This window comes from Leisingera sp. ABD4_442, from assembly GCF_056160905.1.
This window is the reverse complement of the sequence record NZ_JBSWYB010000068.1, coordinates 1-9,335: the sequence shown is the minus strand read 5'-3', so window position 1 is coordinate 9,335 and position 9,335 is coordinate 1. Positions and strand designations below refer to the sequence as shown.

Genomic DNA, 9,335 nt, shown 5'->3' with positions numbered 1-9,335 from the left:
CCGTCTCTCCGGCCCGTTTCCCGATCCCCGCTGCGTCGCCGCCGCCCCGTCCGGTGTGTCTCAGCTGCGCCTCAGCGCCGCCGGTGAGGGGTGTTCTATGGTTAGCGCAGGAGAGTCGCAACCCCTTTTTTGAAGTTTCTGAGACTTTTTGCGCTAAACATGGTTATTTCCATATAATTCAATGATTTACCTCTTCACAAACACTAATGTCGTGCAAAGAACGCAAGCAGTCACCAGGATGGAATAACACAGGTGAAACTGCTTCTGATCTACGCTCCACTATATGTTGGGGTGAGACCCTCCACGCATACAAGCGCATAAGAGTCCAGCGACTCGCGCGGCACCGAATCCGATAGCACTAGCTTTGCGTTTCCTGGGCTTTTTTCCGGGTGCGCGGTCAAAAACCGCACGACCCCGTGCTCCGGCATAGCTCCTGCCCGGTTTCAGCCTCGACGACCCGGAAACTGCCGGACCGCTATTCCTCCTGCGGTCAGACTGCTACGGACGGAGGCGGCAAGCTGCACCGCCTCTGCTGTGTCACCGTGCAGGCAAATGGTGTCGATAGCTGCCGGGATGCGTTTGCCGCTTTCAGTGATGATCGCGCCCTCCTGAACCATCTGCAGGATGCGGGGGCCGACCAGGTCAGGGTCATGAATGACAGCGCCCGGCAGCGACCTGTCGACAAGAGTGCCATCATCATTATAGGCCCGGTCGGCGAAGATCTCGCCGCACCAGTTGCAGCCGAGATCGCGCACCGCCTCTTCCATGGCGGTGGCGGCCAGCACCATGATTATGATGCCTGGATCCACATCCAGCGCCGCCTCGTAACAGGCGCGTGCCATCTCATGATCGACGCAGGCCATGTTGGAGAGCGCGCCGTGCAGCTTCAGGTGCCGGACTTCAGCGCCTGCCGCCTGCGCCATACCCCGGGCGGCGCCCAACTGGTAGCGGATCATATTGGCCAGGGTGCCGTGCGGCACCTGCATCTTACGGCGGCCGAAGCCCTGCAGATCCATGAACCCAGGGTGGGCACCGATCCCCACCCCATTGCCCCACGCCAGTGCCATGGTCTGTGCCATCACATCCGGGTCCCCCGCGTGAAAGCCGCAGGCGATATTGGCAGAGGAGACGATATCCAGCAGCGCCGCGTCATCGCCCATGTTCCAGGGACCGAAGCTTTCACCCATATCGGCGTTCAGATCGACAGTCTTGCTCATGTGGTTTCTCCCTTTGCAAACGGGTCGGCTTCCGCCGAGACAGCGCCACTGATCAATTGATAGGACAACAGGTCGCGGAGCGCTGCCGGGTCGCGCACCAGCGGGCGGCAGGCCGCGGGCAAGCCTTTCAGGAACTTTTCGAACGCGGCCTGGATCTCCAGCCCGTCTTCCAGTCTGATCCATCGGAAGCGCAGCGCCGCTCCGGCCTGGGCCTGCGCCGCCCTGGGCAGGTCGCAGGGCAGCACGGTGCCGATCCGCGGGTAGCCGCCGGTGGTCTGGCACTCGCGCAGCAGCACAAAGGGCTTGCCGTCGCCGGTCATCTGCACGTCGCCGGGCAGGATCACCTCGGACAGGATATTGAGCTGGCCTTCGGCGGCAAACCCTACTCCGTCCGAGACCATTTCGCCCCCCATCCGGTTGGCGCGGCTGCCACGGCTGAAAGCCGTGGCGGCAAAGCGGGCCCGGACCGCCTCGGAAAACAAGTGGCTTTGGAAGCTTTCGACAATGCGCAGCTCGCCCCCCTTGAACCGGTCCTCGGCCTCCAGCACCAGCCCGGTTTCGCTGTTCGGATCCGGCCCGGCAGGCAGCAGGTCACCGGCCTCAGCCGCCCTGCCCAACCCGGCCATCAGATGCACGGCGCGCGCGCCTAGCAGCGGTTCCGTGGCAATGCCGCCGCCCAGATGCAAATAGCCGTAAACGCCTGCGCGGGCGACACCGATGGTCAGGCGCTGCCCCGTTTCCATCCGGTGCGAGGCGTTCCAGACCAGCGCTTCGCCGTCCAGCGCCGCAGCCATCGGTGCGCCGGTCAAGGCGATGCGCAGTGGCCTGGTTGCCTCGAACTCGCCGCCCATGCCGCCCATTTCCAGCGCTGCCAGGCCCGGATCCTGGCGCAGCAGCGCCGCGCCCTCAGCCAAAGCCAACGGGTCCGCCGCCCCCCCTTGGGATACCCCCTGCCCCAGCAGCCCGGGCCGGCCACGGTCCTGAACCGATGCCGCCGGGCCAATCCGCAGGATCCTGAGGCCATTCATGACTGGATCTCCTCAGCCGTAGCGCCGCCCAGATGCGGATCGGCACTACATAGATTAAGAAACTCCGGCTTGGAGACCGGCTCAAACTGCATCTCGTCACCGGGCCGCAAGGCAAAGGGCTCTTCCGCCTCCAGCCGGAACACCGTCATCCCGGTCTGGCCGACATGGCGCCAACCGGTTGGCGCCGGGTTTGCAAACAGCACGAACTGGCTGATCGCCTGCACCAGCGCGCCGCGCGGCACCATCGGGGTCAGTTCGGTCTGGCGCGGCAAGTTCCACTCCGGTCCCAGCGAGCCGAGATAGGGCTGGCCAGGCGCAAAACCGATGGTCAGCACCCGCACCCGTGCCGCACTCAGGCTATCGATAGCCTGCGCCTCGCTCATTCCTGCGGCATCGGCGGCCTCTGCCAGCTGCGGCGCCAGGTCGGTGCCGTAAACCGTCGGCACCCGCCAGAACCGCCGCCCGGCCGGCAGCGGCGCCTGCAGCCAGTCCCGCGCGGCAACCAAATCCTGCAGCGCAGCCTCCAGCCTGTCGTGCGGCAGCACCGACGGCTCAAACCGGACAAAGACTGAGGCAAGCGAGGCCATGGTTTCCACCACGCCATCCAATGCCAGTTCCTCCACCGCAGTGCGGAACGCCAAAGCGGCCCGGTTTGACGACTCGCTCAGCCTTTCATCAAAGCTGACCAGCAGCCCGCTCAGCCCGGCCCGGCGGACCAGCGGATAGGCGGCGGCATCATGGCTGTTCATGTTTTCACCCCGTCATTTTTGCGGCCAGCGTTGCGGCGCAGGCGGGGAGTGTCAACACGTCAATTCGGGCAAGCCGCTGCGCCGGCAGCAAGCGATGCTGCCGGACCGTCTCAGAAGTCGTCCCAGCCCTGCGCCGCGGCAATGGCTGCGCCGGCAAACCCATCTGCGGCCGGGGCGGCGGAAGCCGGACGCCGGAACGCCAGCACATCACCAGAGGCAGCAGCGGAAGCAGCCTTGCCGTCCTTAAACTTGGACACTTCCCGGGTCAGCTGGCCCGCGTCTGCCGACAGCTGGCGGCTGGCGGCAGAGGTTTCCTCCACCATCGCGGCATTCTGCTGGGTCACTTGATCCAGCTGCGACACCCCAAGATTGATTTCGCTCAGCGAGGTGGCCTGTTCCTTGGCGCCAGTGGCGATGCCGCTAATGTGGGTGGAGATTGTGCCAACGCTTTCGATGATCTGTTTCAGCTCCGCGCCGGTGCGGCCCACCAGATCCACACCGCTGGCGACCTGCTGCTTGCTCTGGCTGATCAGCTGCTTGATCTCGCCTGCCGCCCCGGCCGAGCGCTGCGCCAGCGCCCGCACTTCGGATGCGACAACAGCAAATCCACGGCCGGCCTCACCCGCGCGCGCAGCCTCGACCCCGGCATTCAACGCCAGCAGGTTGGTCTGAAAGGCGATGTCGTCAATCATGCCGATGATCTTGGCTATCTCTTCCGAGGAGTTTGCAATTTCGGACATGGCATCCACGGCGTCACTCACCACCTTGCCGCTGCGCTCTGCTGCCGTCTTGGCATCGCCGACGATACCTTCTACCTTGCCCGCGCCCTCTGCCGCAGAATGCACTGTGCTGGTCAACTCCTCGATCGCAGCAGCTGTTTCCTCCAGCGTTGCGGCCTGGCTTTCGGTGCGCTGAGACAGGTCGCCGGCGGATCGCGAAATCTCATCTGCCGTGCGGCCGACCGCCTGCGATACCTGAGTGACCGCCCCGATGGCAGTATCCAGCTGCTCTGCAGACCGGTTGAAGGCCTCGCCCAACGCCGCAATATCAGCCTGCTCCGACAAGGTGACCCGCACCCCCAGGTCGCCCTGGCTCATAGCCTCCAGACCGCGGGCGATTTCCTGCAATCCCAGCCGCCGCACAGTGACATCGGTCGCCACTTTCACTACACGTTCAACTGCCCCATCCGGCCCCGGTACAGGCGCATATGTGGCCTGGATCCAGACCGTGGAACCATCCTTGGCCACCCTGGGAAACTGATCCGTGATCACTTTGCCCGACGCCAGTTCCCGCCAGAACGCCTGATAGTCCGGACTGGCGGACAGGCCTTCGGCCACGAACATCGACTCGTGCTTGCCTTCAATTTCCTCCAGCCTGTATCCCATTGCGGACAGAAAGATTTCGTTCGCAGTCAGGATCGTGCCATCCGGATTAAATTGAACCGTAGCCTGCGTGCGGTTGACCATTTCCCCGATGATCTTGCCGCTGCAGCCCGTCTCTGCGGGCTTGGCCGCCTTGGATTTGAAAAACAATGAATTTCTCCGCGCGTCTCTGATTCTCAATGACTCGGCCATTGAGTAGCGTGAAACCAACAGAAAAATCTTAATGCACGCGGCCCGGGTTGCAGTCTCGCGCACAACCTTAGAGTTGCATTAAGCGCCAACCAAACAGCAATAGATTGACTACATGTTTACATATGGCCTCTATACTGTTGTCTGCATGAACAATTTTTCCGCAGTTGCAGAAAAAGCCCCTGGTTTTGCGGTCCCCCGCCCTGGGGCCTGCACGGCAGCAGCAAGGGGCAGCAGATATGACCTATGCCAAGCACACCACCGGTCAGCGGCGCGACTTCCGGCTCGGAGCTATTGCCCCCGGGTATCAAGTTTGTGCAACCCTGCTGGTGATTGCCGGGTTTCTGTTTGACTATCTGACCCCGCTGGGCGTGGCAGGCGGCTTGATCTATACGGCAGTGGTCCTTTGCGCGCTTTGGGGTGGCACTCCCGGAAAGGCATACCTCTATGCCGCTGCGGGCAGCACACTCACAGTTCTCGGCTATGTTATCTTTCACCGGATCGGAATTCATGAATGGATTGTCCTGACAAACAGGGCCTTAACAATTGTTGCGCTTTGGACCTTTGCCTTTATCGTCGCGCGGCAGAAATCCATCCAGATTTCCCTGGAACGCAAACAAAGCGAATTGGCGGCAATACAAGACAATACAGTCGAAGGCATGATCTCCGCCGGCAGCGACGGCACCATCCATAGTTATAACCGCGCGTGTGTGGAAATTTTTGGCTATTCCGCACAGGAGGCTATCGGAAAGAACCTCACTCTGCTGATGCCAGAACCTTACCGCGCAGAACACGGCAGCTACCTGCAACACTACCGCCGAAGCGGCGAGAAGAAGATAATAGGCACCATCCGGGAGGTCGAAGGCCTGCGCAAGGACGGCAGTATTTTCCCGCTTGAACTGTCCGTGAGCGAGATCCGTTCCAGCGGCTTGCACCTGTTCAGCGGCATCGTCCGAGACATCACCAGTAAAAAGCAGGCCGAGGCGGAGAACGACAGGCTGATCCAGGATCTGTCCCGCTCAAACCGGGACCTCGACGATTTCGCCTATGTCGCTTCTCACGACTTGCGGGCGCCGCTGCGGGTGATCGCCAATGCCGCCCGCTGGCTGGAAGAAGACCTGGATCCCATGCTCGACGAAGACAGCCGCGAGAATCTGCAGCTGATGCTGTCGCGGGTATCCAGGATGGAACGGCTGCTGGATGACCTTCATGAATACGCACGTGCGGGACGTAAAACAGACGCCACATACAAACAATTGGTCAGCGGCCAAGACCTGATCCGCGAAGTTCTGTTGCTGGTCGACAAGCCCCAGGGGTTTACGATCACCACGGATCCCGGCTTCAGCAGCCTTCAGGTGCCGGTCGTGCCGCTGAAACAGGTTTTCACCAACCTGATTTCCAACGCGATCAAACATAGTGAAACCGGCACCGGGCTGATCCGCCTCAGCGCCCGGGAGTGTGGCACCAACTACGAATTTTCTGTTGCCGATGACGGCCCGGGAATCGACCCGCAGTTTCACGAACAAGTCTTCAAAATGTTCAAAACGCTCAAATCCCGCGACGCGGTCGAAGGCAGCGGAATCGGTCTGGCGCTGGTAAAGAAGCATGTGGACCAAGCCGGCGGCGCAATCGCATTGCATTCCGCCCCAGGCGAGGGCTGCGAAGTCCGTTTTACCTGGCCCAAACACGCACGCCCGGCAGCGGCAAGGGAGGACGGCGGCTCCGGACGGGCTTGACACTGCAACCGGCCGGCTGACTTTCTGTGCCCGGGAGCGGATCGCTGCCATCCGGATTCGCCCCTAACGCAGGAGTTGCCGCCTATGCCCCGTTTTGACATCAGCCTCTCCGACCCGGCTGGACCGGATGCCTCCGCCCTGATCCGCCGCCACCTGGAGCAGATGGCGGCGCAATCCCCTGCCGAAAGCTGCCACGCCTTGGGGACCAGCGGGCTGGAAGACCCTGACGTGCAGTTCTACCTGCTGCGTCAGAATGGCCAGGCGATCGCCATGGGGGCGCTGAAAACCCTTGGCGACGGCTTCTTGGAGCTGAAGTCCATGCACACCGCAGCAGAGGCTCGCGGCGGCGGCGCCGGCCGTGCGATGCTGGGCTTCCTGCTGGACCAGTGCCGCAAGGAAGCGGCTGCAGGGGTCTATCTGGAAACCGGCTCCACCACCGAATTCCTGCCATCGCGCAAGCTCTATGAGTCCTTCGGGTTTGTCCAATGCGGCCCCTTTGGCAGTTATGCCGAAGATCCCTGGTCCGTTTTCATGCACCTGGATCTGCGCACAGCCGCTTGACCCCTGGCCCAAGGCTGTCATAACAGGCCTCAAGCGGTCCCTTAGCTCAACTGGATAGAGCAGCTGACTTCTAATCAGCAGGTTTGGGGTTCGAGTCCTCAAGGGATCGCCATACCGTCCAAAACTGCCAATTAGGCATAGCCTTGCACACTTCTAGGGGTTTTGATGCATACCCTGTGTGAAGTGGAAAATGCCAAGTGAAATTAAGAGTAGGAAAGGCTCAGGGAGAATACACTTTCCCCCCTCGACCGGCCCCAGGGCGCCACCCGGAAAATCTCAGCTCATGAGCGTGTTCAGGATTGGCGCAACCTCACGCAGGGTCTGGACACTTTGAGTTTCAGAGCCAGCCGGTGACCGTTGCAGCCAGAGCGATGGCGTAGAAAAACACCTTTGGGCATCCACTGCCGGTAGGCAACGCAAAGCATCGCCGAGAGGGGCGGTCGCGGTGTTCGTAGCGGCGATTGCTGTATCTGACCTGCTTTTTTTCGCTTTTTCCGATCAGGGATGCATGCGCGTATCCCTTTGTCGTTCAATGCTTCTCTGAACCAGCCCGCGCCGTAGCCTTTATCGCCAAGGAGCCACTTCACCTTCGGCAAGCTGCATAGCAGTGCCCGTGCTCCAATGTACCAGCTGACTTGCCCGGCGGCGACGAACAATCTGAGCGGCCGGCCCTGGCTGTTACAGATGGCATGCTGCTTGGAGTTCATGCCGCCCCTTTTCAGTTGATTTGATCCCCCGGATTAAATCCTGAGCATACCAAATGGTGAGCGCGCAAAGCGGTCAAACACTGCGGATGGTGACGAGAAAGTTGTCAGGGTGGCCATGCCGCAGGATGCGCCCTTTTGTTTTGAGTGCTGCGAGGAACAGAGAACGATCCGGGGGACCGTTTTCCCGAGCGGCGGTGGACAGGAATGGCGGCTATGGGCAGCGTTGGATGCAGCGGGCGTCCGGACCCGGCAATTCCCACCCGGACAGAGTGAGCCATTGATGCGCCACTGGTTCGGGCACAATGGCGAACGCCTTTGCCTGGCCATCTCCCGGGAGAACAGGCCTTCGCTCTGACTGGCCTCGCTCCCATTGCACACGGCAGCGGCGCACTGAAAGGCAAGCGCATTACCGGCGGCGGGACGGCGAATTCTGCGGCATGTGATGTTCCAGGCGCTAACGTTGCCCGCCATCGCAATCCGGTCCTGAAAGTCTTTACCGACCGGCTTCGCGATGCAGGCAAACCTCACAAAGTCATTATCACGCCCGCCGCTCGCAAACTCGTCACACCCGCCAGCGCGCTCGTCAAAGCCCCTCTGGTTGCGGTCTCCACATTGTCCGGCGTTTCGACTTTCAGACAGGCTAAATCACATCCAGTTCTGCGCCAGGAAAAATGTGCGCACCAGGAGGCTGATCAGTTGTTTCAATTACGTCTTCGATTTTAGGATCTGCGAGGTCTCCGCTTTCCGGCAAAGAGGCTTGGGCCAAAAGGCTCAGATCAGGCGGGGGTGGCGCCAGGAGCCCGCCCAGTCCAAGATCGAGATCAAGCACGATGCCGTTTTCCGGAACAACCGTTACATCGAAGCTGCTGGCAGATGTTTCGATTTCTCCATCCGCTGCCTGCAGGGTCGTCTCGACATTGATTGATACGGCACCCAAATCGCCGGTAGCCGGCGCGATTTTAAGCTGCGACAAGTCCCAGCCTGTGACGTCCAGTTCTCCATCGGCCGGGACCCCCGCATTGTCCTGCGAACTGATCACCCAGTTGTCAGGCACATCTGTCAGCTTGACCCCTAAAAGACTGCTGGTTCCAGTGTCGATATCGACTATGAAGCCTGCGTCATCGTCATCCTCGATCGTGCCGGTTGTACTCGGCGTGACCAGGCTGAAATCCGTCTCGCCCGGGCCGCGCCATTCCAGAGTCATTTCTGCATCCCCGTTGAGATCGAGATGGTGAATGACAATTTCATGCTCGCCGGCACTCAAGCTGGACGTTCCAAGCTGCACGGAGGCCAGCCCTTCGACCGCATTGATGACAACCGGATCCCCGTCAATCCACATGACGACGGTATCTCCGCTTGTCAGGCGGAATTCGTAGCTGCCCGGGTCTTCCACTTCGATGCGCCCGGTGACACGGGTTGCAAAAACATCGGCTGACGTGGCGTCAAAGAAAGAGAAAGGGGTACTCGGGAAGTCGATGGCCGATGTGTAGAAATCATCCACTGGCGCACTGCCGTAGTCCACTCCGAGGAGGCCAAGAACCCCATCGGCAACTGCGATCTGTTCCACAAGAAAACCCGTGCTGACCGTTACAGTCGCAGGGGAAACCGGGACATCGCTGACGGTGATCGTGAAGCTGCTGCTGCTGGCAAGGCCGCCGGGGTCGGTGGCGGTGACGGTGACCTCGACCGTGGGCTCGGCCTCATGGTCGAGGCTGATGCCGTCCTTCAGCTTGAGGGTGGTGCCGACAATCTCGAAGCGGGCGTCA

The 9,335-nt window shown here is 61.2% G+C and carries 7 protein-coding genes, 1 tRNA gene and 1 pseudogene; 3 read left to right on the top strand and 6 right to left on the bottom strand.

Annotated features, from left to right (window positions below):
- Positions 1-443: 443 nt before the first annotated feature.
- From ACXAHG_RS23145 to ACXAHG_RS23130, 4 genes are all read right to left on the bottom strand, one after another.
- A complete protein-coding gene (locus ACXAHG_RS23145) occupies positions 444-1,217 on the bottom strand; it encodes a LamB/YcsF family protein (protein ID WP_475061123.1) in 774 nt (257 codons plus the stop codon).
- A complete protein-coding gene (locus ACXAHG_RS23140; protein WP_475061121.1) occupies positions 1,214-2,245 on the bottom strand; it encodes a 5-oxoprolinase subunit C family protein in 1,032 nt (343 codons plus the stop codon). The genes ACXAHG_RS23145 and ACXAHG_RS23140 overlap by 4 nt, the downstream gene beginning before the upstream one ends.
- On the bottom strand, positions 2,242-2,994 hold the full coding sequence (locus ACXAHG_RS23135) for a 5-oxoprolinase subunit B family protein (protein WP_475039402.1): 753 nt from the start codon (positions 2,992-2,994) through the stop codon (positions 2,242-2,244). Before ACXAHG_RS23135 ends, ACXAHG_RS23140 begins: the two co-directional genes overlap by 4 nt.
- A gap of 110 nt (positions 2,995-3,104) precedes the next feature.
- Positions 3,105-4,526, bottom strand: coding sequence for a methyl-accepting chemotaxis protein (locus tag ACXAHG_RS23130; protein WP_475039404.1), 1,422 nt, complete (start codon positions 4,524-4,526; stop codon positions 3,105-3,107).
- Between the two features lie 422 nt (positions 4,527-4,948).
- Here ACXAHG_RS23130 and ACXAHG_RS23125 point away from each other — a divergent pair, with 422 nt between their 5' ends.
- From ACXAHG_RS23125 to ACXAHG_RS23115, 3 genes are all read left to right on the top strand, one after another.
- Positions 4,949-6,301, top strand: coding sequence for a sensor histidine kinase (locus tag ACXAHG_RS23125; protein ID WP_475061118.1), 1,353 nt, complete (start codon positions 4,949-4,951; stop codon positions 6,299-6,301).
- Positions 6,302-6,385: 84 nt separating this feature from the next.
- Positions 6,386-6,862: a GNAT family N-acetyltransferase gene (locus tag ACXAHG_RS23120; protein ID WP_475039407.1), complete on the top strand. Its 477-nt coding sequence runs from the start codon at positions 6,386-6,388 to the stop codon at positions 6,860-6,862.
- A 35-nt stretch (positions 6,863-6,897) separates the two neighbouring features.
- Positions 6,898-6,974, top strand: a tRNA-Arg gene (locus ACXAHG_RS23115).
- A 225-nt stretch (positions 6,975-7,199) separates the two neighbouring features.
- Here the strand turns inward: ACXAHG_RS23115 and ACXAHG_RS23110 are convergent.
- Together ACXAHG_RS23110 and ACXAHG_RS23105 are read right to left on the bottom strand one after the other, a co-directional pair.
- Positions 7,200-7,599, bottom strand: a pseudogene (locus ACXAHG_RS23110) (transposase); the annotation flags it as partial.
- A gap of 610 nt (positions 7,600-8,209) precedes the next feature.
- Positions 8,210-9,335, bottom strand: a 1,126-nt coding sequence (locus ACXAHG_RS23105; RefSeq protein WP_475061115.1) for a PA14 domain-containing protein, incomplete at its 5' end; no start/stop codon positions are given.